Here is a 23,709-nt window from a genome sequence, read left to right as displayed (position 1 = left end):
GGCCGCGCCCGCCGCGTCGGCCACCGGTCCCCTCCGCCGCGCCGAAAGTATCCGGTCCCGCGACTTCGGTCGCTTCCTCCCCCCCCGCAGGGCCCTTCCGGGCCGCCCGGCTGCGTAGCTTTGCGGATATGACGCGCACCGAGTACCGCTGGCTCCTCCCCTCGGCGATGGCCGACCCCGAGCTGCCCGGCGACCGGGCCCGGGCGCGGCGCACCGTGCGGGACTGGGCCGTGGACCTCACGGCCTTCCTCTGCGCCGCGGGCATCGGCATGCTCGCCCTCGGGACGATCGAGGCCGACGAGACCACGGCCGACGTCGTCGTGTTCGTGGACTCGGTGGCCGGCGCGCTCTCCTGCTGCGCCCTCTGGGTCCGGCGGCGCTGGCCCGTCGGGCTCGCCGTCGCCCTGGCCGTCCTGTCCGCCGTGGAACCCGTGGCCGCCGGGGCGCTGCTGGTGGCCCTGTTCAGCCTGGCCGTGCACCGTCCGTTCAAGCCCGTCGCGATCGTGGGCGCGCTCACCCTGGCCCTGGCGCCGCTGCAACCGTTCCTGCGCCCCGACCCGACGACCGGCTACCTCGCCTCGACCGTCTTCGGCGTCCTGCTGACCCTGCTGGTGATCAGCTGGGGCATGGCCGTACGCTCCCGGCGCCAGCTCGTCGTCACCCTGCGCGAACGGGCCCACCGCGCCGAGGCCGAGGCGGAGCTGCGCGCCGAACAGGCCCAGCGCCTGGCCCGGGAGGCCATCGCCCGCGAGATGCACGACGTCCTGGCCCACCGGCTCACCCTGCTCAGCGTGCACGCCGGGGCCCTCGAATTCCGGCCCGACGCCCCCGCCGCCGAGGTGGGCCGGGCCGCCGGCGTCATCCGGGACAGCGCCCACGAAGCCCTCCAGGACCTCCGCGAGATCATCGGCGTCCTGCGCGGGCCCGGCGACGCCGACGAGGGCCACCGGCCGCAGCCCACCCTCGCCACCCTGGACGCCCTCGTCGCCGAGTCCCGGCGCGCGGGCATGGAGGTGGCGCTCGACAACCGGGTCGCCGACCCCGGCCGGGCCCCCGCCGCCACCGGCCGCACGGTCTACCGGATCGCCCAGGAATGCCTGACCAACGCCCGTAAACACGCGCCCGGCGCCACGGTCTCCCTCACCGTGAGCGGCGGCCCCGGCGAGGGCCTCACCGTCGAGGTGGAGAACCCCGCCCCCGCCGAACCCTTCGAACGGGTACCCGGCTCCGGCCAGGGGCTCATCGGCCTCACCGAACGCGCCACCCTCGCCGGGGGAGGGCTGGAGCACGGGCCGACGCCGGAAGGCGGCTTCGCGGTCCGGGCCCGGCTGCCGTGGCCCGCCGCATGACACCCGCCCCGGGGACGACGAACACCCGCTGGCTACGGTGGCCGTCATGAGCACCCCGCCGCCCCCGACGCCTCCCGCCGCCGCCCCGCCACCCGAGTCCGCCGCGCCCCCGCCCGGACCGCCCGTCCGGCTGCTGATCGTCGACGACGACCCGCTGGTCCGGGCGGGACTCGCCCTGATGCTCGGCGGCGACCAGGGCATCGACATCGTCGGGGAGGGCGCGGACGGCGCCGAGGTCGAGGAACTGGTCGAACGCCTGCGCCCCGACGTCGTCCTGATGGACATCCGGATGCCGGTCATGGACGGACTCGCCGCGACCGAACTGCTGCGCCGTCGCCGCGACGCCCCCGAGGTCGTCGTCCTCACCACCTTCCACGCCGACGAACAGGTGCTCCGGGCCATCCGGGCGGGGGCGGCCGGGTTCGTCCTGAAGGACACCCCGCCGGCCCGGATCGTCGACTCCGTCCGCCGGGTCGCCGCCGGGGATCCGGTGCTCTCGCCCGCCGTCACGCGCCAGTTGATGGCCCGCGCCGCAGGCCGCGGCACCGACGACCGGACGGACCGCGCCGACCGCGCACGCAGGCGCTTCGGCCAACTCGCCGAGCGGGAGAAGGAGGTCGCCGTCGCCGTCGGGCGCGGCGGGTCCAACGCGGAGATCGCGGGCTCCCTCCACCTCAGCGTCGCCACCGTCAAGGCCCACGTCTCACGGATTCTCGCCAAACTCGGCCTCAACAACCGCGTCCAGATCGCCCTGTTGGTCCACGACGCGGGGCTCCTGGACGCGGACGGGGGAGACGGTGCGGCCCGGGGCGCGGCCGGCGGATCCTGACCGGACCCGGGACCCGGTCCGGAAGAAGACTCTAGGCTGACCGGAGCGGCCCGGACCGGAACGGGCCCGCGACGGGAGAGGGACCGCCTGCCCATGGCCGTACGTGATCTGCGGAACCTGCCGGACTTCACCGCCGACCCCTATCCGTACTACGCGGAGCTGCGCACCGAGGGCCCCGTGCACATCGTGCGCACCGAGGAGATGGAGCGCGTCTGGCTGGTCGTCGGGTACGAGGAGGGCCGTGCCGTCCTCGCCGACCACCGGTTCGGCAAGGACTGGCGCACCACCGGGCGTTGGGAGGCGTCCGAGGCCCTGCTCAGCGCCAACATGCTGGAACTGGACGCCCCGCACCACACCCGGCTGCGACGGCTCGTCGTCCGCGAGTTCACCGCCCGGCGCATCGAGGCGCTGCGCCCCCGCGTCACCGGGATCACCGAGCGGCTCCTCGACGCGATGGCGCCCCGGGGCTCCGCTGACCTGGTCGACGCACTCGCCTTCCCCCTGCCGATGACCGTGATCTGCGAACTCCTCGGCGTCCCCGACATCGACCGGGACGCCTTCCGGACCCTCTCGAACGGCATCGTCACGCCCACCCGGGAGCAGCGCGACGCCGACCCGGCCGGCGCGATGAGCGACTACCTCGTCGACCTCATCGCGGACAAACGCCGTTCGCCCGGCGACGACCTGCTCAGCGCGCTGATCCGCACCCGGGACGAGGGCGGCGACGGCCTCTCCTCCGCCGAACTGGTCGGCATGGCCTTCCTGTTGCTGGTGGCGGGGCACGAGACCACCGTCAACCTGATCGCCAACGGGGTCCGGGCCCTGCTCGACCACCCCGACCAACTCGCCCTGCTGCGGGCCGAACCGGGGCTCATCGGCGGCGCGGTGGAGGAGATGCTGCGCTACGACGGCCCGGTGGAGACCACCACCTTCCGCTTCGCCCGCGAGGAGGTGAAGATCGGCTCCACCGTGATCCCTCGCGACGAGGCGGTGCTCGTCGCCCTGGCCTCCGCCGACCGCGACCCGGCCCGCTTCCCCGAACCGGACGCCTTCGACATCCGCCGCGAGCCCCAGGGGCACCTGGGCTTCGGCCACGGGGCGCACTACTGCCTGGGCGCGCCGCTCGCCCGGATGGAGGCGCGCATCGCGATCGGCGCCCTGCTGGAACGCTTCCCGGGCCTCGCCCGCGACCCGTCCGGCGGCGAACCGGACTGGCTGCCCGGCCTGCTGATGCGCGGCGTGCGGGCGCTGCCGGTTCGCTGGTGAAGCCCGCCGACGCGCCCCGCACGGACCTCACCGGACCCGAACTCCTGACGAAGGGCACCGCGTTGACCACCGAACCCCTGACCGATCTCGCCGCGCTCGGCGAGCGGTTCACCCGCGACCCGTACCCCGTCTACGCCGCGTTACGGGAGGAGGGCCCGGTCCACCGGGTGCGGATCCCCGAGGGCACGGACGCCTGGCTCGTCGTCGGATACGAGCTCGGCCGCGACCTCCTCGCCGATCAGCGGCTCTCCAAGCGGTGGAGCCGGGCCTCACCGGCGCTCGGGATCGGCAAGGTGTCGGCCGGCACCTCGATGCTCAGCTCCGACGCCCCCGACCACACCCGGCTGCGCAAGCTGGTCGCCCGCGAGTTCACCGCCCGCCGGATGGAGCGGCTGGCCCCGCGCGTCCAGGAGATGACCGACGGTCTGCTGGACGCGATGCTCGCCGCCCCCGACCGTACGGCGGACCTCGTGGAGGCGCTCTCCTTCCCGCTGCCCATGGCGGTGATCTGCGAGCTGCTCGGCGTCCCGTTCCTGGACCGCGAGAAGTTCCGCACCTGGTCCGGCCAGGCGGTCTCCTCCGTCGACCCCGCCGTGCGCGCCTCCTCCGCCGAGGCGATGACCGGGTACATCACCGGGCTGCTGGCCGACAAGCGGGCGGAGCCGGGCGAGGACCTGCTGAGCGCGCTCATCCACACCGCCGACGAGGACGGCGACCGGCTCTCCGGCGACGAACTGATCGGCATGGTGTGGTTGCTGCTGGTCGCCGGGCACGAGACCACCGTCAACCTCATCACCAACGGCGTGCACAGCCTCCTCGCCCACCCCGACCAACTGGCGGCCCTGCGCGCCGACTTCTCCCTGATCGACAACGCGGTCGAGGAGATCCTGCGGTTCGAGGGGCCGGTGGAAACGCCCACGTACCGCTTCACGACCGAACCGGTCGAGGTCGGCGGGGTGGTGATCCCCGGAGGCGGCGAGCTGGTGCTCGTCGCCATGTCGGACGCCAACCGCGACCCGGCCCGCTTCCCCGACGCGTCCCGGTTCGACATCACCCGCGACGCTCGGGGCCACATCGCCTTCGGACACGGCATCCACTACTGCCTGGGCGCGCCGCTGGCCCGGATCGAGGCACGGACGGCCATCCGGTCGCTGCTGGAGCGCTGCCCGGATCTGCGGCCTGCCGCGGACCCGGCGACGCTCACGTGGCGGACGGGGATGCTCATGCGGGGGCCGCTGAGCCTGCCGGTCGCCTGGTAGCGGGACGGCCGGACCGCCGCGACGCGTCCGGGCCCCGGGGCCCCGCCGGGGGCGGTTCCGGCCCGATCGGGTACGGCCCCGGCCCGGGGACGCGGTTCCGGTTCAGCCGCCGGGGACCTCGGCCAGCGCGACCGGCCGGCGTTCCCGGCGGGAGACCTCGCACGCCTCCGCGATCCGCAGGGCGTGCAGGGCCTCGCGCCCGTCGCACGGATTGGCCAGCTCACCGCGGACCACCCGCAAGAACGCGTCCAGCTCCGCCTCGTACGCCGGGGCGAACCGTTCCAGGAACCCCGGCCAGGGCTTCGCCGGGGCGCCGGGGCCGCCCGGCTCGGCCGAGGACAGCGGCGTGCGGTCGTCCAGGCCGACGGCGATCTGGTCCAGCTCCCCGGCCAGTTCCATCCGCACGTCGTACCCGGCGCCGTTGCACCGGGTCGCGGTGGCGGTGGCGAGCGTCCCGTCGTCGAGGGTGAGCACGACGGCCGCCGTGTCCACGTCCCCGGCCGCCCGGAACATCGCGGGCCCGGCGTCCGAGCCGGTGGCGTACACCTCGCTCACCTCCCGGCCCGTCACCCAGCGCAGGATGTCGAAGTCGTGGACGAGGCAGTCGCGGTACAGCCCGCCGGAGAGCGGGAGGTAGGCGGCGGGCGGCGGGGCGGGGTCGGAGGTGGCCGCCCGCACGGTGTGCAGCCGGCCGAGCCTCCCGCCCCGTACGGCCGCCCTGGCCTCGCCGTACCCCGCGTCGAAGCGGCGCATGAAGCCGAGCTGGAGCACGCTGCCCGCCGCCTCGACCTCCGCCAGCGCGGCCAGGGTGCCGGGCAGGTCCAGCGCGATCGGCTTCTCGCAGAAGACCGGCAGCCCGGCGCGGGCGCCCCGGGCGATGAACCCGGCGTGGGCCGAGGTCGCCGAGCAGACCACCACGGCGTCGGGCAGCCCCCGCGCCCCGCCCGCCCCGGTGAACAGGTCCTCCACCCGGACCGCCGAGGCCCCGGTCCGTACGGCGGCGCGCGCCGCCCGCTCGGGGTCCGCGTCCGCCAGCAGCAGGGCGTCCACGGCGGGATGGCGGCTCAGCACCTCCGCGTGGAATGTGCCGATCCGCCCCGTTCCAATCAGTCCGATGCGCATGGGCCCAAGGTCTCGTTCGCCCGGTCATCATGTCAAGCGTTTGTCCTGACAAATGGAGCGGTGTGCGCCGGCGGTCCGTGCCCCGACGCGCCATGGCTTTGTCCGGACAAGCGAACTACGCTCGCTCCGTGACCGCACATGGAACCGACCGGCCGCTGCCGCTGAGCGTGGACCGCACCAGCCCGGTGCCGCTCTATTTCCAGCTGGCACAGCAGTTGGAGGCCGCCGTGGAGGAGGGCCGCCTGGCCCCCGGCACCCTGCTCGGGAACGAGATCGACCTCGCCGCGCGCCTCGGCCTGTCCCGGCCCACCGTCCGCCAGGCCATCCAGTCGCTCGTCGACAAGGGCCTCATGGTCCGCCGCCGGGGGGTGGGCACCCAGGTCGTCCACCGCCAGGTCCGCCGCCCGCTGGAGCTCAGCTCGCTCTACGACGACCTGGAGGCCGCCGGGCAGCACCCCACCACCAGGGTCCTGCGCGCCACCACGGAACCGGCGGACGCGGAGGTCGCCGCCGCGCTCGGCGTCGCGGAGGGCAGCGAGGTGCGCCTCGTCGAGCGGCTGCGGAGCGCTCACGGCGAACCGGTGGCCCTGCTGCGCAACCACCTGCCGCCGGTGCTGCTGCCGCTGCGCACCGAGGACCTGGAAGCGACGGGCCTCTACCGGCTGATGCGCACGGCCGGCATCACCCTGCACAGCGCCCGCCAGTCCGTGGGCGCGCGCGCCGCGACGGCGGAGGAGGCCCGCGCGCTGGACGAGCAGCCCGGAGCGCCGCTGCTGACGATGGAGCGGATCACGTACGACGCCACGGGGCGGGCGGTCGAATTCGGCTCGCACGTGTACCGGGCGACGCGGTACGCCTTCGAGTTCCAGCTGCTCGTACGCCCCTGAGCGGCCGCCCCCGCTCGGCGCCCGCCCGCCGGGCCCCGCGCCCGCGGGCGCACCCGCCCGCGACCGCCGCGTGCACACGGGTTGCGTTCCCCCGGTCCCGTGCCCCAGGCTCCTGTGTCCGTCGGGCTCACCGGGCACGGGCCGCGCCCGTGAACGCCGGACCGGACGGGGGCGCGGGCGGGAGCGGGCAGGGCTCGGGGATACTTGGGCAGCCGGCCCGGGGCCGTACACGCCCCGTCCGGTCGAGCGAAGCGCACAGCGAGCAGCAGTAGAAGGGCACGGCGTCGTGGCAAGGGTTCGGACAGGGGTACGCGCGGTGGGCGCCGTGCTGGCAGTGGCGCTGGTCGCCTCCCTCGCGGGATGCAGCAGCACCGGCGGCAAGCGCGCCGAGGAGCGCGCGGCCGCCGCGGCCGAGGGACGGGCCGCGGTGAACACACCGCGCTGGACCTTCGCCATGGTCACCCACTCGGGCGACGGCGACACCTTCTGGGACATCGTCCAGAAGGGCGCCGAGCAGGCCGCCCTCAAGGACAACATCAACTTCCTCTACTCGCACAACGACGAGGGCAACCAGCAGGCCCAGCTCGTCCAGACCGCGATCGACAAGAAGGTCGACGGGCTGATCGTCTCGCTGGCCAAGCCCGACGCCATGAAGGCCGTGGTCGCCAAGGCCGTCAAGGCGGGCATCCCGGTCGTCACCGTGAACTCCGGCTCCGCCGAGTCCAAGGAGTTCGGGGCGCTCACCCACATCGGCCAGGACGAGGCCATCGCCGGCGAGGCCGTCGGCGACGAGCTGAACGAACGGGGCCGCAAGAAGGCCCTGTGCGTCCTGCACGAGCAGGGCAACGTCGGCCACGAGCAGCGCTGCGCCGGGGCGAAGAAGACCTTCGACGGCACCCTGCAGAACCTGTACGTCGACGGCACCAACATGCCCGACGTCACCGCGTCCATCGAGGCCAAGCTCCAGTCCGACAAGGACATCGACGCGGTCGTCACCCTCGGCGCCCCCTTCGCCGACGCGGCCGTCCAGGCCAAGCGGACGGCGGGCAGCAAGGCCGAGATCGACACCTTCGACCTCAACGCCAAGGTCGCTACCGGCCTGCAGAGCGACAAGCTCGGCTTCGCCGTCGACCAGCAGCCCTACCTCCAGGGCTACCAGGCCGTCGACCTGCTCTGGCTCTACCGCTACAACCGCAACGTCCTCGGCGGCGGCCTCCCCGTCCTCACCGGCCCCCAGGTCATCACCAAGGACGACGCCGACGCCCTGGCCGACTACACCGAGCGGGGCACCCGATGAGCGGCTCCACCGCCGCACCCGACCGGCCGGACGAACGCCTGGTGCGCACCTCGCCGCTGCGCAAGCTCCTCGGCCGCCCCGAACTGGGCTCGGTCGTCGGGGCGGCGGCCGTCTTCCTGTTCTTCGCGATCGTCGCCGACAGCTTCCTGCGGGCCTCCAGCCTCGGCACCGTGCTGTACGCGGCCTCCGTCCTCGGCATCATGGCCGCCCCGGTCGCGCTGCTGATGATCGGCGGCGAGTTCGACCTCTCCGCCGGCGTCCTGGTGACCAGCTCCGCGCTGGTCTCCTCGATGTTCAGCTACCAGATGACGGCCAACGTCTGGGTCGGGGTCCTGGTCTCGCTGCTGGTCACCCTCGCCATCGGCGCGTTCAACGGCTTCATGCTGACCCGCACCAAACTGCCGAGCTTCATCATCACGCTCGGCACCTTCCTGATGCTGACCGGCCTGAACCTCGGCTTCACCAAGCTCATCAGCGGAACCGTCTCCACCAAGGCCATCGGCGACATGGAGGGCTTCGACTCGGCCCACGCCCTGTTCGCCTCCACGCTGACCCTCGGAAGCATCCAGCTCAAGGTGACCATCCTGTGGTGGATCGCCCTGGTCGCCGTCGCCACCTGGATCCTGCTCCGTACCCGCTTCGGCAACTGGATCTTCGCCGTCGGCGGCGAGGCGGACGCGGCCCGCGCGGTCGGCGTCCCGGTCATCCGCACCAAGATCGGGCTGTACCTCGGCGTCGCCTTCGCCGCCTGGGTCTCCGGCCAGCACCTGCTGTTCAGCTACGACGTCGTCCAGTCCGGCGAGGGCGTCGGCAACGAGCTGACGTACATCATCGCCGCCGTCATCGGCGGCTGCCTGATCACCGGCGGCTACGGCTCCGCGATCGGCTCGGCGGTCGGCGCCCTCATCTTCGGCATGACCAGCAAGGGCATCGTGTACGCCGAATGGAACCCGGACTGGTTCAAATTCTTCCTGGGAGCCATGCTGCTCCTGGCCACCCTGCTCAACGCGTGGGTGCGCAAGCGCGCGGAGGCGACGACATGACGGCCACCCCCGACAGCACGGCGGGAGCGACCGCCGGACCCCTGGTGGAGCTGGACGACGTCTCCAAGTTCTACGGCAACATCAAGGCACTGGAACACGTCTCGCTGGAGGTCCACGCGGGCGGGATCACCTGTGTCCTCGGTGACAACGGCGCCGGCAAGTCCACCCTGATCAAGATCATCGCAGGACTGCACCGGCACGACTCCGGGCGCTTCCTGATCGAGGGCGAGGAGACCGTGCTCGCCAACCCGCGCGACGCCCTGGACCGGGGCATCGCCACCGTCTACCAGGACCTGGCCGTCGTCCCGCTGATGCCGGTCTGGCGGAACTTCTTCCTCGGCTCCGAGCCCACCACCGGCTTCGGCCCCCTCAAGCGCCTCGACGTCCGCACGATGCGCGAGACGACCCGCAGGGAACTGCTCCGCATGGGCATCGACCTGCGCGACGTCGACCAGCCCATCGGCACCCTGTCCGGCGGCGAACGCCAGTGCGTGGCCATCGCCCGCGCCGTCTACTTCGGCGCGAAGGTCCTCGTCCTGGACGAGCCGACCGCCGCGCTCGGCGTCAAGCAGTCCGGCGTGGTCCTCAAGTACGTGGCGGCCGCCCGCGACGCCGGGCTCGGCGTGGTCCTCATCACGCACAACCCCCACCACGCCCACCTCGTCGGCGACCGGTTCGTCCTCCTCAAGCGGGGCACGATGTCCGGCAGCCACACCAGGGACGAGATCACGCTGGACGAACTGACCCGGCAGATGGCGGGCGGCAGCGAGCTGGAGGAGCTGAGCCACGAGCTGGAGCGCACCCCGGCCCCCACCCTCCCGGGCGCCTCCACCGCGACCGACGACACCCCCTGACCCGCCGCCCGCCCCGGCCGCACCGGGCTTCCGCCCCGGCGCGGCCGACCCCGGCCATCGGCCGCCGGGTGCGGGCAGTGGCAGAATCGAGCGCGGCGGGCGCCGTCCGCCGCCGGCCGCGACAGCGGCCCGCCCCCGAGACCCCGCAGGGACGATGAGCACGTACCGCGACTTCGCACACCGCGGCTCAGCCCGCGCCACCGTCCTCAAGACCGTCGGCACCAAGGAACGCCGCTCGCACCTGTCCGCGCCCCGCGTCCCCACGGTCGGGATCGACATCGGCGGCACCAAGGTGATGGCCGGCGTCGTCGACGCCGACGGCAACATCCTGGAACAGCTGCGCACCGAGACGCCCGACAAGTCCAAGAGCCCCAAGGTCGTCGAGGACACCATCGTCGAACTGGTCCTGGACCTCTCCGACCGGCACGACGTCCACGCGGTGGGCATCGGCGCGGCGGGCTGGGTGGACGCCGACCGCTCCAAGGTGCTGTTCGCCCCGCACCTGGCCTGGCGCGACGAGCCCCTGCGCGACGCCCTCGCCTCCCGCCTCGTCGTCCCCGTCATGGTCGACAACGACGCCAACACCGCCGCCTGGGCGGAATGGCGCTTCGGAGCGGGCCGCGGCGAGGACCACCTCGTCATGATCACCCTCGGTACGGGCATCGGCGGCGCGATCCTGGAGGACGGCCGGGTCAAGCGCGGCAAGTACGGGGTGGCCGGTGAGTTCGGCCACATGCAGGTGGTGCCCTCGGGCCACCGCTGCCCGTGCGGCAACCGGGGCTGCTGGGAGCAGTACAGCTCCGGCAACGCCCTGGTCCGCGAGGCGAGGGAGCTGGCCGCCGCCGACTCCCCGGTCGCGCACTACCTGCTGGACCGGGTGAAGGGCAACGTCTCCGACATCACGGGGCCGCTCATCACCGAACTGGCCCGCGAGGGCGATGCGATGTGCATCGAACTCCTCCAGGACATCGGCCAGTGGCTCGGCGTCGGCATCGCCAACCTGGCCGCCGCGCTCGACCCCTCCTGCTTCGTCATCGGAGGCGGTGTCAGCGCCGCCGACGACCTCCTGATCAACCCGGCCCGGGACGCCTTCAAGCGACACCTCACCGGGCGCGGCTACCGCCCCGAGGCCCGCATCGCGAAGGCGCAGCTCGGCCCCGAGGCGGGTATGGTCGGCGCCGCGGACCTGGCCAGGCTGGTCGCCCGCCGCTTCCGCCGGGCCAACCGGCGCCGGGTCGAGCGGTACGAGCGGTACGCCCAGTTCTACGACCAGGCGGCGAGCACCCTCCGCAACACCCGGCCCACCCGCACCGCCGACTGAACCGCGGCCGCCCTCCCCGGCGTCCCCTTTCCCGTACGCACGCCGCAGCACCCTAGGGACCACTGATCATGATCGCAGCCGAGCACCCCGTGGTGCCGCACCAGTCGGAGTCTCCGGGCGACGGCGGGGGGAAGCCGCCCGAGGACCCGCGGCATGTGGTCAAGCGGCGCTTCATCACCGCCACGATCATCGTCCTGCTGATCGGCATCCCGGCCGGCTACCTGCTCATCTCGGCCGGCCAGAGCCGCCGCTCGGGCCAGGACAAGGAGGCGGAGGCGGCCGCCCAGGGGCTCCGGGAGGGCTGGCCCTCCAAGATGCAGCGCCGGATCTTCGAGATCCCCATTCCCGGCAACGGACAGGGCGTCCAGTACTACGAGACGAACAACTGGAAGGCCAGCCGGATGTACGCGAAGTTCCGGACGACCTCCGCCGGCCTCGACCGCTTCCTGTCCGGAGTGGGCACCGGACGCGCCGCGCTGGAGCCGGACACCATCACCATCAGCCAACGGGACATCAAGATCACCGGCTGGTCCTTCGGCGCCGGAGAGCGCTGGGCCGGCACCACGCACAGCAACAAGAAGCCGCGCCCCACCCAGAACATCACGGTCAACATGACCGATCCGGCCAGTCCTGTCGTATACGTCGTATCGGCGGCGACCCCCTGACCCGGGGGCCGGAGGGGCGCTCAGTAACCTGGAGCGAGTGAGCGAAGTGAGCGAGACGACCCCGCAGCCCGTGCAGGCCCCCCACCCGGGCGGTCCCGCCCCGCACCACGGAGCGCCTCACCAGGCGGTCCCGGCCCCGCACCGGGGACCGGACGCCATGCCTCCGCCGGCCGCCCCGGAGCCGTACCCGGACCCGGCGCCCTCCTACCCGGCCCCGGGCGGCGGCGCCGCGCCCGGGTTCCCCCAGGCCCCGGCGTCCGCGCAGCCGGAGCACCTCGCGTCCGCCCCGCGGCCCCCGGCGCCGGGGCAGCCGGCCGCGCAGGGCCCGTACGCCCCGCCGCCCCCCGGCCCGACGCCGCAGACCGCCCCGGGGCCGGGGACGGCATCCGGCCCGCCCGCCGCCCCCGTGCCGCAGGCCCCGCAGGAAACCCCCGGCCCGCACGCCGGAGCCGCCCCGCACGCCCCTCCCGTACCGCAGGCCGCGCACGCCACGCCCCTGCCGCACGGCGCTCCGGGCCCGCAGGCGTCGCACGGCGGCGCCCAGGGGCCGCCCGCCGCGAGCGGGCTTCCCCGGACGCTCCAGTACCGCTTCGACGGGCCGGAGGACGCCCCGGTCCTGGTCATCGGGCCCTCCCTCGGCACGACGTGGCACATGTGGGACCGCCAGGTGCCCGAGCTGTCCCAGCACTGGCGGGTCTTCCGCTACGACCTGCCCGGCCACGGCGGCGCGCCCGCCCACGCCGCCGCCTCCGTGGCCGACCTGGCCGACCGGCTGCTCGCGACCCTGGACGGGCTCGGCGTCCAGCGGTTCGGCTACGCGGGCTGCTCGATCGGCGGGGCGGTCGGCGCGGACCTGGCGCTGCGCCACCCCCACCGGGTCGCCTCCCTGGCGCTGGTCGCCTCCTCCCCCCGGTTCGGCACGGCCGACGAGTTCCGCCGGCGCGGCGTGATCGTCCGTACCAACGGCCTGGAGCCGATGGCCCGCACCGCCCCCGAGCACTGGTTCACCCCCGGCTTCGCCGCCGCGCAGCCCGCCATCGTCGAGTGGGCGGTGCAGATGGTGCGCACCACCGACCCCGGGTGCTACATCGCCGCGTGCGAGGCGCTCGCGGCGTTCGACATCCGGGGCGCGCTGGGCCGGATCGGCGTCCCCACCCTGGTGCTGGTCGGGGCGGAGGACCAGGTCACCGGCCCCGCCGAGGCCCGCACGCTGGTCGCCGGGATACCCGACGCCCGCCTGGCGCTGGTCCCCGGCGCCTCCCACCTCGCGCCCGTGGAGCAGCCCGCCGCCGTCAGCGACCTGCTGCTGACGCACTTCTCCACCGCCTGGCAGCAGGACACCTCGGCCGCCATCCCCGTCCTGCCCCACGCGCCCGGGCCCGCCGCCTCCGCCGCCCCCTTCGCCCCGGTCGCCGAGATCGCCCCGCCCGCCGCGCCCGACGCCGCGGCGCCGACGTCCGACGACCGGTACGAGCAGGGCACGCGGGTACGCCGCGAGGTGCTGGGGGACTCCCACGTCGACGCGGTGAACGCCGCGTCCGACGCCTTCACCGAGGACTTCCAGGAGCTGGTCACCCGGTACGCCTGGGGCGAGGTCTGGAGCCGGGACGGCCTCGACCGCCGCACCCGCAGCTGCATCACGCTCACCGCGCTCGTCGCCTCCGGCCACCTGGAGGGCCTGGCCGCGCACACCCGCGCCGCTCTGCGCAACGGCCTGACGCCCGCAGAGATCAAGGAAGTCCTGCTCCAGACCGCGGTCTACTGCGGCCTCCCGGCCGCCGGAGCCGCCTTCGCCGTGGTGGGCAAGGTGATCCAGGAGGAAACCACCCCGCCCGCGTAGCAGGATGGAGTCATGAACGCATCGCCCGGGGCACTCACCCTCACCAAGAAGACCCACTCCTGCGTCCGGATCGAGAAGGAGGGGCGTGTCCTGGTCATCGACCCGGGCGGCTTCTCCGAGGACGACGCGGCGCTCGGCGCGGACGTCGTGCTGGTCACCCACGAGCACCCGGACCACTTCGACGAGGCGCGGCTGCGGGCGGGCCTGGAGGCGAACCCGGCGGCCGAGGTCTGGACGCTGCGCAGCGTGGCGGAGCGGCTGACGGCCGCGTTCCCGGGACGGGTGCACACCGTGGGCGACGGGGACGCGTTCTCCGCCGCCGGTTTCGACGTCACCGTGCACGGTGAGCTGCACGCGGTGATCCACCCGGACATCCCGAGGATCACCAACGTCGGCTTCCTGGTGGACGGTTCGGTCTTCCACCCCGGCGACGCGCTGACCGTGCCCGAGCGGCCCGTGGACACGCTGCTGCTGCCGGTGATGGCCCCCTGGAGCAAGATCTCCGAGGTCATCGACTACGTACGCGAGGTGAAGCCGCGCCGCGCGATCGACGTCCACGACGCCCTGCTGACCGACCTGGCCCGGCCGATCTACGACAACCAGATCGGGGCGCTGGGCGGGGCGGACCACGGGAGGCTGGCCCCGGGCGGCGTCACCGAGCTGTAGGGCGGCCCGCGCCCCCCTGCCCGGCCCGCCGTCCCCCACGGGGCGGCGGGTTTTCGCCGACTGTCGGAGGGAGCGGCTAGGTTGGTGGCCATGCGCATCGCCACCTGGAACGTCAATTCGATCACCGCCCGGCTGCCGAGGCTGCTGGCCTGGCTGGAGAGCAGCGGCACCGACGTGCTGTGCATTCAGGAGACCAAGTGCACGGCGGAGCAGTTCCCCGCCGAAGCCCTGCGCGAAGCCGGGTACGAGTCCGCCGTCAACGCCACGGGCCGGTGGAACGGGGTCGCGCTGCTCTCGCGCGTCGGCCTCGCCGACGTCGTCGTCGGCCTGCCCGGCGGCCCGGAGTACGAGGGCGTCCAGGAGCCCCGCGCGGTCTCAGCGACCTGCGGCCCGGTGCGCCTGTGGTCGGTGTACGTGCCCAACGGCCGCGAGGTCGGGCACGAGCACTACGCGTACAAGCTGCGCTGGCTGGAGGCGCTGCGGAAGGCCGTCGCGGCCGACGCCGCGGGGAGCCTGCCGTTCGCGGTCCTGGGCGACTTCAACGTGGCCCCGACCGACGAGGACGTCTGGAACCGGGCGCTGTTCGAGGGCGCCACGCACGTGACGGCCGCCGAGCGCGCCGCCCTCGCCGCCCTGGAGGCGGAGGGGCTGGGCGAGGTGCTGCCCCGCCCCCTCAAGTACGACCGCGCGTACACCTTCTGGGACTACCGGGAGCTGGGGTTCCCCAAGAACAAGGGCATGCGGATCGACCTGACCTACGGCAACGCCCCCTTCACGGCCGCCGTTCAGGACAGCTACGTGGACCGGGAGGAGCGCAAGGGCAAGGGCGCGTCCGACCACGCCCCGGTGGTCGTCGACCTGGATCTCTGAGCCGGGGCCGGGGGAGGAGGCCGCTCCCGACTGACAACCCAAGGTTGACACTCGTCGGGTGTCAACTTAGGGTTGACGTATGACGCAGCCTCTTCCCGCCACACCTCCCGTCCGTCTCGACGACCTGATCGAGGCCATCAAGAAGACCGGCGACGACGCCCTGGAGCAGCTTTCCGGCGCGGTCATCGCCGCCGACCACCTCGGCGACGTGGCCGACCACCTGATCGGCCACTTCGTGGACCAGGCGCGCCGCTCCGGCGCCTCCTGGACCGACATCGGCCGCAGCATGGGGGTCACCCGCCAGGCGGCCCAGAAGCGCTTCGTGCCCAAGAAGGGCGAGGGAGCACCCGACCTGGACCCGAGCCAGGGCTTCGGCCGGTTCACCCCCCGCGCCCGCAACGTCGTCGTGGCGGCCAACAACGAGGCCCAGGCCGCCCGCAACGCCGAGATCGCCCCGGCCCACCTGGCGCTCGGCCTCCTCGCCGAGCCGGACGGCATCGCGGCCCGGGTCGTCACGGGCCAGGGCGTCACGCCCGACGCCCTGCGCGCGGCGGCCTCCGCCGCGCTCCCCGCCGCCGTCGGCGACGTGCCCGAGCTGATCCCGTACGACGCGGACGCGCGCAAGGTCCTGGAGCTGACCTTCCGCGAGGCGCTGCGGCTCGGCCACAACCACGTGGGCACGGAGCACATCCTGCTGGCGCTGCTGGAGTTCGAAGCGGGCTCCGGAGTGCTGTCCGGCCTCGGCGTGGAGAAGGACGCCACCTCGCGGGCCGTCGAAACGGCCGTCGCCGAGGTCGCCGCCTCGCTGGGCCGGCAGGACTCCTGACCGCCTGTCCGGCGAGGGCGGCGGGCTCGGGGCCCGCCGCCCGGGCGCCGGGCGAGGGCCGGTGCGCCGGGGTCGGCGGTACGGGCGGCCGGGGCCGGGTCGCCGCCGCCCAGGCCGCCGGGGTGCGGGTCGCGCCGGCCGTCAGTGAACCGAGAACCCGCCGTCCACGAAGACGGACTGCCCGGTGACGTACGCCGAGGAGCGGCCCGCCAGGAACACGGCGGCCCCCGCGAAGTCCTCGGCAAGGCCGTTGCGCCCGACGAGGGTCCGGGCGGCGAGCGACTCCACCTTCTCCGGGTCCGCCTGGAGACGCGCGTTCAGCGGCGTCAGCACGAACCCGGGCACGAGGGTGTTCACGGTGACGCCGTGCGGCGACCAGGCCTCCGCCTGCGACCTGGCCAGCGACTCCAGCCCGCCCTTGGACACCCCGTACGCCCCGCTGTTCACGAAGGCGCGGTGGGCCTGCTGCGAGCTGACGTGGATGATCCGCCCGTACCCGCGCTCGGCCATGCCGGGCCCGAACCGCTGCCCCAGCAGGTACGGGGCCTTCAGGTTCACGGCCATGGTGGTGTCCCAGACGTCCTCACCGAGATCGCCCATGGGCGGCCGCAGATTGACGCCGGCGCAGTTGACGAGGATGTCCGGCTCCCCGAAGGCGGCGACCGCCCCGTCGGCGGCGGCCCGCACCCCCTCGCCCGTCCCCACGTCGGCGCCCACCCAGGCGGCCCGGCACCCGTCGGCGGTCAACTCCTCCACGGTGGACTTCAATTCGGCCTCCCGCCGGGCCACCACCACCACACTCGCCCCGGCCCGGGCGAGAGCACCGGTGATGGCCCGACCGATCCCGGAGCTGCCCCCGGTCACGACGGCGACCCTCCCGTCCAGCGAGAACAGGTCCGACACATACGTTTGCGCACTCATGTCCGAACCCTATGGCCTGTCGTCGCACTGCCGCCCTTCGGGCGACGACGGCAGTGGGACGACAGGCCCTGAGGCGCCGCCCTGCGAGGTCCCGCACCAGCCGTCCGCCGCCTTCGTCGGGGGCCCCGTCCGCGCGGACGGGGCCCGCGCGCCCTGTGGTGCGGAGCACGGCCAGGATGCGACCCTAGTGGTATGAACATCCCTTTCTTGGACAACTGGCGTAAGCGTCAGGGCGGTACGCGGGGGGCCGCGCTCGCCGCCGCCGTCGAGACGGATCCCGACGGCGTGGCCGAGCTGCTCGCCGAGTGCGAGCTGCTGCGTGTCCGGGCGGGGCAGCAGGGACTGGAACTCGACGACGCCCCTGCTTCGTTGGCCGCGCTCGACCAGCTGTCGCCCCGCTGGCGCGACGATCCCGAGGAGCTTCCCTGGCTCGGCAACGACGCCGGCCTCTACCTCGGCACGGTGATCGTGCGGACCGTCCCCGGGGCGGCCTGGGACGTGTGGCCGAGCGGGCAGCCCGTGGTGCGGCTGGAGTCCGGTCGGGAAATCGACGTGGTCGCCGCCGGGCTGGACTGGGCCGTGTCCGGCAGCCCCGAGCTCTCCCAGGTCTACGCGGAGTCGGCCGAGAACTGACCTCTCGGCCGCGACCGGTCGCGGATCTCATCACCTCGATAGATAAACAGCCTTTTGCACCATTCACGCGTGTCGGGTGCGAAGTCCCTTTTCGCGATGGATAGTTTGCGCTGACCTCGACACAGCGACAAGTGGGTAGGGCAGCGCATGGCCGTCGATCCGTTGATCGAACTGAGGGACGTCAACAAACATTTCGGAGAGTTGCACGTACTTCAGGACATCCATCTCACCGTCGGCCGCGGGGAGGTGGTGGTGGTCATCGGCCCCTCCGGTTCCGGGAAATCCACCCTGTGCCGGGCGATCAACCGGCTGGAGACGGTCGAGTCCGGCAGCATCACCATCGACGGGCGGCCCCTCCCCGCCGAGGGCAAGGGCCTGGCCCAGCTCCGCGCCGAAGTCGGCATGGTCTTCCAGTCCTTCAACCTCTTCGCCCACAAGACCGTGGTGGACAACGTCTCGCTGGCCCAGGTCAAGGTCCGCAAGCGCAAGAAGGACGAGGCGGACCGGCGCTCCCGGGAGCTGCTGGAGCGGGTCGGCCTGGCCGCCCACGCCGACAAGTTCCCCGCCCAGCTCTCCGGCGGGCAGCAGCAGCGCGTGGCCATCGCCCGCGCGCTGGCCATGGATCCCAAGGCGCTCCTCTTCGACGAGCCCACCTCCGCGCTCGACCCGGAGATGATCAACGAGGTCCTGGAGGTCATGCAGCAGCTGGCCCGGGACGGGATGACGATGATCGTCGTCACCCACGAGATGGGCTTCGCCCGATCGGCCGCCAACCGCGTCGTGTTCATGGCCGACGGCTGCATCGTCGAGGACCGCGTCCCCGAGGACTTCTTCACGTCCCCGTCGAGCGACCGAGCCAAGGACTTCCTGTCCAAGATCCTCAAGCACTGAGGAGGATTCCATGTTGCGTACGAGGAACACGCGTACGGGCAGGACCGCAGCCCTCGTGGCCGGCCTCCTGCTCGCCGCGCTCGCCGCCGGCTGCGGCAAGGACGGCAGCCCGCCGGTCAAGGGCCCCAAGGCCGACGAACTGCCCGTCTACCGGGTCGACACCGGCTTCGAGCTGCCGGACTCCCGCACCTGGACCAGGGCGAAGAAGCGCGGCTATCTCACGGTCGGCGCCAAGGAGGACCAGCCGTACCTGGGGGAGAAGGACCCGGCGAGCGGGGCCTACACGGGGTTCGACATCGAGATCGCCCGCATGATGGCGGCCTCGCTCGGCTTCGAACCGCGGACGGTCCGCTTCCGCACGATCGCCTCCGCCAACCGCGAGACCGCCCTGCAGAACGGGCAGATCGACTACTACGTCGGCACCTACACCATCAACGACATGCGCAAGAAGCTCGTCGGCTTCGCCGGCCCGTACTACATGGCGGGCCAGGGGCTGCTGGTGCGCACCGACGAGGACGACATCCACGGCCCGCAGGACCTGGCGGGCAGGACCGTCTGCTCGGCGGCCGGCTCCACGCCCTACCAGCGGATCGCCGCCGACTACCCCCGGGCGACCCTCGTCGCGTACGACACGTACTCCATCTGCGTCGACAACCTGCTCACCTTCCAGGTCGACGCCGTCACCACCGACGACGCCATCCTGCTGGGCTTCGCGGCCAAGGCGCCGGACGAGATGAAGGTCGTCGGCAAGCCCTTCTCGAAGGAGCCGTACGGCATCGGCGTCCCGCGCGCCGACAACGCCCTGCGCGAGGCGCTCAACGACGCGCTGGAGGCCAACGAGAAGAACGGCAACTGGAAGAAGGCGTACGAAGCGACGCTGGGACTCTCCGGAGCGCCCGCGCCGGCCCCGCCGCCCATCGACCGCTACCCGGCGACCTGAGGGGACGGCCACCCATGGATGTACTGACAGAGAACTTCTCCCTCTACGGCAAGGGATTCCTCGGCACGGTCCAACTCACCGTCTACGCCTCGGTACTGGCACTCGTCCTCGGTTTCCTGATGGCGTCCTTCCGGGTCGCGCCCGTCGGCGCCCTCCGGGTGCTCGGCACGGTCTGGGTCACCGTGCTCCGCAACACCCCGCTGACCCTGCTGTTCTTCGCGGTCCTGCTCGGCCTGCCCCGCTTCGGACTGGTCCTGCCGTTCCAGGTCTTCGCCGTCATCGCGCTCGGCTGCTACACCTCGGCCTTCATCTGCGAAGTGCTGCGCTCCGGCATCAACACCGTGCCCACGGGCCAGGGCGAGGCCGCCCGCAGCCTCGGGATGAACTTCGGCCAGACCCTGGCCGCCGTGGTGCTGCCGCAGGCGTTCCGGTCGGTGATCCCGCCGGTCGGCTCCACCCTGATCGCGCTGGCGAAGAACTCCGCGATCGCCGGAGCGTTCAGCGTCACCGAACTCCTCGGCACCTACAAGACGCTCAACGAGCTGGGCTACAGCATCATCTGGTCCTTCGTCTGGATCGCCGTCGGCTACCTCATCATCACCCTGACCATCAGCGCGCTGTTCACCGTCATGGAGAAGCGCTGGGGAGTGGCCCGATGACCACCAAGACCCGCAACCGCGCACCGGCCGCTCCCGAGGCCACCGCGCTCTACGACATCCCAGGCCCGGTGGCCCGCAGACGCCACCGCCTGTACGGGATCGCCGCGACGGTCCTGATCGCCGCGCTGTTCGGCTGGATCGTTTATCTCCTCTTCGACACCGGTCAGTTCACCGCGCAGAAGTGGACGCCCTTCGAGTACAAGGGCATTCAGGAACTGCTGCTGCGCGGCCTCGGCAACACCCTCAAGGCGTTCGCGTACGCGGCGGTCCTCTCGCTCGTCCTCGGCGCGGTCCTCGCGGTCGGCCGGCTCTCCGAGCACCGGGTGCTGCGCTGGACCTCCACGGTCCTGGTCGAGTTCTTCCGGGCCATGCCGGTGCTGGTGATGATCTTCTTCATCTTCGTGGCGCTGAAGGTCCAGCCGCTGCCCGCCCTGGTCGCCGGGCTCACGCTCTACAACGGATCCGTCCTCGCGGAGGTGTTCCGCACCGGGATCAACTCCGTGGACCGGGGCCAGCGCGAGGCCGCGTACGCCCTCGGCATGCGCAAGACGCAGGTCACCACCTACGTCCTGGCCCCCCAGGCGGTCCGCGCGATGCTGCCGACCATCATCAGCCAGCTGGTGGTCGCGCTCAAGGACACCTCGCTCGGCTATCTGATCACCTACGAGGAATTCCTCCACGCCGGAAAGCTCATCGCGTCCAATCTCGACTACGATCTTCCCTTCATCCCGGTCGTGATGGTGATCTCTCCGATCTACATCGGGTTGTGCATGCTGCTTTCCTGGTTCGCCACCTGGGTGGCCAGGAGGGAGCGGCGCAACCTCAAGACCGAAGCGGTCGGGGTGGGCCCGGCCGAACCAGGAACGCTGCTGCCGGGAGGGCAGTAGCCGGGCAGTGCCCGCCCGGCAGCAGCCGGTGATCACTTCTCGCGCAGCGGGACCGAGAGATGACTCGGGTCCGTGCCGGGCGAGGAGAAGGTCAGCTGCGCGCCGGTCGGGTTGTGCTCGATGTACAGCGGATCGACGGTGTCGATCACCAGGGCGAGCCGGTGACCGGCCGGGACGTCGTAGGCCGTGGAGTACAGCTCCAGGTCGACGGGGAACGGCCGGCCCGGCGTCTGCCCGTGGAAGGTGTACGGAGCGTTGCTCACCAGCTTGCCGACGCCGAGGGGCCCCACGTCGTAGAGGTACGCGACGAAGGTGCCGCTCGGCTTCGTGCTGGTGACCGTGGTGTGCAGCCGGGACGTCCCCCGCACGCGCTGCTCGGTGGCGTACCGCTCCGACTGCCACACGCCCGCGAACGTACGCGGCAGCAGCGGCACGGAGACCGCCGGCGGGAGCTTGAGGAACTGGTCCAGCGCGTTGGACAGCAGCGTGATGCCGCCGTTCGCGCCCGAATCGACGTTCGCCCACACCGTCTTGGCGCCGTCCAGCGGAATGCGGTTGCGCACCGCGCCGACCGACTTCCAGTCCGGGTACCCCTCGTACCCCTGGTCCGTACGGGACTTGAGCTGCACGGGCGGCTCGGTGTCGATGCCGTTCCGCTCGTCCTTGAGGTAGCGGTCGAACCAGCGGCGGGTGTTCGTCCAGGTGTCGTTGGGCAGCCCGAACAGGCCGGTCAGCTCGGCGGTGGCGTGGTCGCCGGGGCGGAACTCCAGCCGCTTGGGGCCGGTGAGCTTGTCGTAGAACGAGGCGTACTGGTTGGGCGGGAAGATCGTGTCGCCCCAGGCGTTGCCCATCATGACGGCCGCGCCGTTGGCGTTGATCGCGTCCAGGTGGGCGGCGGGGGAGCGCTTCTTCCCCCAGGCGATCATCTCCGCTTCCTTGTCCAGGTTGGAGCCGAGGAAGTCCTTGAGCGTCCGCGTGAGTTCGTCGCTCGGCCGACCGGTGACCAGGCCCGCGCCGCCGAGCAGGGCGGCGGCCTGGAGGTGCTGGGTGCGCCCGCTGTAGATCGAGTCGATCAGGTCGGCCCACCCGCTGAGGGCGGCGACCGCCTTGATGCGCGGGTCGTGCCCGGCGGCCAGCAGGCTGATGCCCGCCCCGTAGGAGACGCCGCCCATGCCGATGCGGTCGGGGTCGGCGGAGGTGTGCTCCAGCGCCCAGTCGATGACGGCGGAGGCGTCCGCGATGTCCGGCGGACCGGCGACCTCGATCTCCCCGCCGGAGAGCCAGAAGCCGCGCGAGGTGTAACTCACCACCACATAACCGGAGTCGGCGAGCTTCTGGGCCTGCGCCAGGTACTCGATCTGCGGCATCGCCCAGCTCGTCGGAAAGACGATGAGGGGGTGCTTCGCCCCGGCGGGCGCACCCGCCGGGGTCACGACGTTGCCCTTGAGCGTGATGCCGCCGGAGCCGGGGATGTCGTGGAACGTCAGGCCTTTCGCCGTCGTGCTCGCGGGGGCGGAAGCGCCGGTGGGGGCGGCCGTCGCGGTCGGGGCGGCGCCGAGCGCGGCCCCGGCGAGCAGGACGGCGGCGGTGGTGATCGAAGCGGTGGTGCGCAGTGCCGGTTTCGGACGTACCACGGGTCACTCCTCACGCGGGTCAGTGCAAAGTGACCCGACGGTAACCCCGGTCGTTTACCGCTGGTAACTACCGGGCGCGTTGCGTGAAGGTAACGATTGTTGGACGCGGCGTCAGTAGCGGTCGGGGGCGGAACCGGGGCTACCGGGCCGCTTCGGGGCGCACTCGGCGCTCCGGCCCGCCCGTCCGCGCTGCCGGCGAGATCACCGCCACGGCCGTGCGGGCGCGGCGGCACGGGCGGTGGCGGGGACGGGCCGGCGGCCTGCCCTAGGCCGGGGCGCTGGGCGCGGGGGCCTGGGCCTCGCGTGTCACATCGCCGACCAGCTCGACCACATCGGGGCCGTACGCATCGGAGTTGACGACCCGCAGCAGCAGGCAGAACGACGCGGCGCCGTGCTTGCGGCGCAGCCGCTCGTGGTGACGGACGGCATAACGGGTGGCCGCCTGGTTGGTGATGGCCCGCTGGCCGCAGAAAAGGAAGACGGGACGCGCGTCCTGACCACCCGTCAGTCGAGCGAGCAGGACGTACTCGGAGGTCCCCGGCTCCATCCGGTAGCGCTCCGAACCGATCTGGAACGCCACCCGGTCCGGACCCGGCTCCCGCTCGACGTTGATCCTCACCCCGGGCAGCAGGGTCCGCAGATGCGCGGCCATCCGCTGGTTGGACGTCGGCCCGCCGACGCAGAACTCCGTACGCTCCCCGAACCCCTGCCGCGCCGCGTCGTGGGTGACGATCTGCGCCTGGGCCCCGCAGTCCTTGATGAGCGCGGAGAGTTCCAGCAGGGCGAAGGCGTCGTGGCGGTGGACGGACCCTTCGGCGCCGGCGTAGCGGTTGACGACGAGCAGGCACTCGGAGTGCGACGGCAATCCGAAGAACGCCTGTTTGCGGCGGAGCCCCCGGCGCCAGAGCCAGGTACGGGCGATCCAGCCCAGTGAGGCGCTGATCCCGGTGGCTATCACGCCCAGCACGATGTTGCGCACGTCGTCCGTCATGGGCGCGCATGGTATCGGGCATTCGGGTAACCGTTCGAGGCGGTCCTGACGATCCGTTC

At 72.7% G+C, this 23,709-nt stretch carries 23 protein-coding genes; 19 read left to right on the top strand and 4 right to left on the bottom strand.

The window, feature by feature from the left end:
• The first annotated feature begins 128 nt into the window (after positions 1-128).
• The 4 genes from AMK24_RS08955 to AMK24_RS08940 all read left to right on the top strand — a co-directional run bounded on the left by AMK24_RS08955 (position 129) and on the right by AMK24_RS08940 (position 4,703).
• Positions 129-1,349: a sensor histidine kinase gene (locus tag AMK24_RS08955; RefSeq protein ID WP_073766889.1), complete on the top strand. Its 1,221-nt coding sequence runs from the start codon at positions 129-131 to the stop codon at positions 1,347-1,349.
• A 46-nt stretch (positions 1,350-1,395) separates the two neighbouring features.
• Positions 1,396-2,178 carry a response regulator transcription factor gene (locus AMK24_RS08950; protein ID WP_073768695.1) on the top strand — a complete coding sequence of 261 codons (783 nt, stop codon included), beginning with the start codon at positions 1,396-1,398 and terminating at the stop codon, positions 2,176-2,178.
• A 93-nt stretch (positions 2,179-2,271) separates the two neighbouring features.
• Entirely contained in the window at positions 2,272-3,444 is a 1,173-nt protein-coding gene (locus tag AMK24_RS08945) for a cytochrome P450 family protein (RefSeq protein ID WP_073766887.1), read from the top strand.
• A 62-nt stretch (positions 3,445-3,506) separates the two neighbouring features.
• Positions 3,507-4,703 (top strand): cytochrome P450 family protein, encoded by a 1,197-nt coding sequence (locus AMK24_RS08940; protein ID WP_073768693.1) that lies wholly within the window; start codon positions 3,507-3,509, stop codon positions 4,701-4,703.
• A gap of 102 nt (positions 4,704-4,805) precedes the next feature.
• On the opposite strand, the gene AMK24_RS08935 is transcribed toward AMK24_RS08940, so the two are convergent.
• Positions 4,806-5,825 (bottom strand): Gfo/Idh/MocA family protein, encoded by a 1,020-nt coding sequence (locus AMK24_RS08935; protein WP_073766885.1) that lies wholly within the window; start codon positions 5,823-5,825, stop codon positions 4,806-4,808.
• Between the two features lie 128 nt (positions 5,826-5,953).
• On the opposite strand from AMK24_RS08935, the gene AMK24_RS08930 reads away from it, so the two are divergent.
• From AMK24_RS08930 to AMK24_RS08885, 10 genes are all read left to right on the top strand, one after another.
• Positions 5,954-6,712, top strand: coding sequence for a GntR family transcriptional regulator (locus AMK24_RS08930; protein WP_384579593.1), 759 nt, complete (start codon positions 5,954-5,956; stop codon positions 6,710-6,712).
• 286 nt (positions 6,713-6,998) lie between these two features.
• The gene (locus tag AMK24_RS08925; RefSeq protein WP_443333905.1) at positions 6,999-8,009 is read left to right on the top strand and encodes a sugar ABC transporter substrate-binding protein; all 1,011 of its coding nucleotides are present in this window, start codon (positions 6,999-7,001) and stop codon (positions 8,007-8,009) included.
• A complete protein-coding gene (locus AMK24_RS08920) occupies positions 8,006-9,052 on the top strand; it encodes an ABC transporter permease (RefSeq protein ID WP_073766879.1) in 1,047 nt (348 codons plus the stop codon). Before AMK24_RS08925 ends, AMK24_RS08920 begins: the two co-directional genes overlap by 4 nt.
• Positions 9,049-9,906 (top strand): ATP-binding cassette domain-containing protein, encoded by an 858-nt coding sequence (locus tag AMK24_RS08915; RefSeq protein ID WP_073766877.1) that lies wholly within the window; start codon positions 9,049-9,051, stop codon positions 9,904-9,906. The genes AMK24_RS08920 and AMK24_RS08915 overlap by 4 nt, the downstream gene beginning before the upstream one ends.
• Before the next feature lie 154 nt (positions 9,907-10,060).
• Entirely contained in the window at positions 10,061-11,227 is a 1,167-nt protein-coding gene (locus AMK24_RS08910; protein ID WP_073766875.1) for an ROK family glucokinase, read from the top strand.
• Positions 11,228-11,295: 68 nt separating this feature from the next.
• Positions 11,296-11,892: a hypothetical protein gene (locus tag AMK24_RS08905; protein ID WP_073766873.1), complete on the top strand. Its 597-nt coding sequence runs from the start codon at positions 11,296-11,298 to the stop codon at positions 11,890-11,892.
• 496 nt (positions 11,893-12,388) lie between these two features.
• Positions 12,389-13,732 (top strand): bifunctional 3-oxoadipate enol-lactonase/4-carboxymuconolactone decarboxylase PcaDC, encoded by a 1,344-nt coding sequence (pcaDC, locus tag AMK24_RS08900; protein ID WP_073768691.1) that lies wholly within the window; start codon positions 12,389-12,391, stop codon positions 13,730-13,732.
• Positions 13,733-13,744: 12 nt separating this feature from the next.
• Positions 13,745-14,398: an MBL fold metallo-hydrolase gene (locus AMK24_RS08895; RefSeq protein WP_073766871.1), complete on the top strand. Its 654-nt coding sequence runs from the start codon at positions 13,745-13,747 to the stop codon at positions 14,396-14,398.
• A gap of 90 nt (positions 14,399-14,488) precedes the next feature.
• A complete protein-coding gene (locus AMK24_RS08890) occupies positions 14,489-15,268 on the top strand; it encodes an exodeoxyribonuclease III (RefSeq protein ID WP_073768689.1) in 780 nt (259 codons plus the stop codon).
• 79 nt (positions 15,269-15,347) lie between these two features.
• Complete coding sequence (locus AMK24_RS08885; RefSeq protein ID WP_073766869.1) at positions 15,348-16,094, top strand: Clp protease N-terminal domain-containing protein; 747 nt, start codon at positions 15,348-15,350, stop codon at positions 16,092-16,094.
• Between the two features lie 141 nt (positions 16,095-16,235).
• Here AMK24_RS08885 and AMK24_RS08880 read toward each other — a convergent pair whose 3' ends face one another.
• Positions 16,236-17,015, bottom strand: coding sequence for an SDR family NAD(P)-dependent oxidoreductase (locus AMK24_RS08880; RefSeq protein ID WP_073766867.1), 780 nt, complete (start codon positions 17,013-17,015; stop codon positions 16,236-16,238).
• Between the two features lie 192 nt (positions 17,016-17,207).
• Here AMK24_RS08880 and AMK24_RS08875 point away from each other — a divergent pair, with 192 nt between their 5' ends.
• From AMK24_RS08875 to AMK24_RS08855, 5 genes are all read left to right on the top strand, one after another.
• Positions 17,208-17,648 (top strand): DUF6278 family protein, encoded by a 441-nt coding sequence (locus AMK24_RS08875; RefSeq protein ID WP_073766865.1) that lies wholly within the window; start codon positions 17,208-17,210, stop codon positions 17,646-17,648.
• Positions 17,649-17,795: 147 nt separating this feature from the next.
• On the top strand, positions 17,796-18,539 hold the full coding sequence (locus tag AMK24_RS08870; RefSeq protein ID WP_073766863.1) for an amino acid ABC transporter ATP-binding protein: 744 nt from the start codon (positions 17,796-17,798) through the stop codon (positions 18,537-18,539).
• A gap of 10 nt (positions 18,540-18,549) precedes the next feature.
• Entirely contained in the window at positions 18,550-19,479 is a 930-nt protein-coding gene (locus tag AMK24_RS08865; RefSeq protein WP_073766861.1) for a glutamate ABC transporter substrate-binding protein, read from the top strand.
• Positions 19,480-19,493: 14 nt separating this feature from the next.
• The gene (locus tag AMK24_RS08860) at positions 19,494-20,138 is read left to right on the top strand and encodes an amino acid ABC transporter permease (protein ID WP_073766859.1); all 645 of its coding nucleotides are present in this window, start codon (positions 19,494-19,496) and stop codon (positions 20,136-20,138) included.
• On the top strand, positions 20,135-21,025 hold the full coding sequence (locus AMK24_RS08855; protein ID WP_073766857.1) for an amino acid ABC transporter permease: 891 nt from the start codon (positions 20,135-20,137) through the stop codon (positions 21,023-21,025). Before AMK24_RS08860 ends, AMK24_RS08855 begins: the two co-directional genes overlap by 4 nt.
• Positions 21,026-21,057: 32 nt before the next feature.
• On the opposite strand, the gene AMK24_RS08850 is transcribed toward AMK24_RS08855, so the two are convergent.
• Positions 21,058-22,659 (bottom strand): CocE/NonD family hydrolase, encoded by a 1,602-nt coding sequence (locus AMK24_RS08850; RefSeq protein ID WP_073766855.1) that lies wholly within the window; start codon positions 22,657-22,659, stop codon positions 21,058-21,060.
• 265 nt (positions 22,660-22,924) lie between these two features.
• The gene (locus AMK24_RS08845; RefSeq protein WP_073766853.1) at positions 22,925-23,650 is read right to left on the bottom strand and encodes a hypothetical protein; all 726 of its coding nucleotides are present in this window, start codon (positions 23,648-23,650) and stop codon (positions 22,925-22,927) included.
• Positions 23,651-23,709: the final 59 nt, after the last annotated feature.

The organism is Streptomyces sp. CB02366 (genome assembly GCF_001905905.1).
GTDB lineage: Bacteria > Actinomycetota > Actinomycetes > Streptomycetales > Streptomycetaceae > Streptomyces.
Note: the sequence above shows the minus strand (reverse complement) of the source record. Positions and strands in the feature narration are given on the sequence as shown.